This is a genomic window from Actinomadura montaniterrae (genome assembly GCF_008923365.1).
Classification (GTDB): Bacteria; Actinomycetota; Actinomycetes; order Streptosporangiales; family Streptosporangiaceae; genus Spirillospora; species Spirillospora montaniterrae.
The window spans coordinates 1-1,092 of the sequence record NZ_WBMR01000490.1 but is presented as its reverse complement, the minus strand read 5'-3'; the positions used below and the strand labels follow the sequence as shown (position 1 = coordinate 1,092).

Genomic DNA, 1,092 nt, shown 5'->3' with positions numbered 1-1,092 from the left:
CCCCGGCGGGCCGCCGCCGAGTGCGTGGGCTGCTCGCTGAGCCGGCCGCGGGCCAGCGTGAGCAGCCGGTCGCACCAGCCGGTGAGCGTCTCGGTGTCGTCCGCGCTGACCAGGACGGTCGGCGCCAGCGACCGCAGGACCGGGACCAGCTCGGCCATCGCGGCCGAGTACGCGGACCCGCCCGGGCCCGCCGCGCCGGTCGGCCACGGGTCGGCGGCGGCCCGCAGGTCGCCGAACGGGTCGTCCAGCACCAGCAGGTCGGGGCCGTGCACGCACGCGGCGGCGAGGCCGGCGCGCAGCCGGACGTCCGGCGGCAGCAGCGACAGCGCCGTCCCGGCGGCCTCGGCGAGGTCCAGCCGCTTCATGATGGACCGTGCCACTGAGGTGCTCGTGCGCTTGTAGTACGCGGCATAAGCGACGAACTCGCCCGCCGTCATGCTCTCCGCGCGGTCGAACCGGGCCGGCAGGTAGCCGATCCGGGCCCGCGCGGCCCGCAGGTCCGCGGCGTTCGCTATGTCATGCCCGAGAATGTGAAGCACGCCGGAATTGGGCCGGCGCAAGGTCGCGAACGTGGCCAGCAGAGTGGATTTACCGACACCAGGTGGACCGGCGAAGCCGACCACGCCTTCGGTCACGCCGAAGGTCACCGGGCGCAGGAGCCACCGCCCCCCGCGGCGGACACCCATTCCTCGGGCCACGATCGCGGAATGCTCCGCGATCACTTGTTTCCCCCCGTTGCTCGTCATGCGAGCGCGACGGTCGTCCGAGCCGGGCCGGTGGCCGCTCCCGGCGCCACGCGGCGCCCGTGCGCCCGGGCCGGCCGGATCGGCGGGGCCCGGGGCACCGGATCTCTTTTGCCGTCGCACGATGCATCGACATCGCGACTATAACCGGGCTTGGTGATGGCTGTCAGCAATCTTTTTGCCTTTACGGCAGGACGCCTGGATTCTTTGCCTTCCGACCGAAGGTGAGAATTCAAAAAAGGCGGACAATTGCGTTGGCATCCCTCGGAACGGGGCGTCGCGGTCGGCGGCCCGCGGCGGCGCCGGCGGCGCCCGGCGCGCGCGGCGGTCCGCTCCGAGCGGACGGGCG

1 protein-coding gene is annotated in these 1,092 nt (G+C 73.3%); it reads right to left on the bottom strand.

Going from position 1 to position 1,092, the window contains the following annotated elements; translation table 11 throughout:
* The coding region (locus F9B16_RS50475) for an ATP-binding cassette domain-containing protein (RefSeq protein WP_225992705.1) at window positions 1-686 on the bottom strand (686 nt) is incomplete at its 3' end.
* Window positions 687-1,092 lie beyond the last annotated feature (406 nt).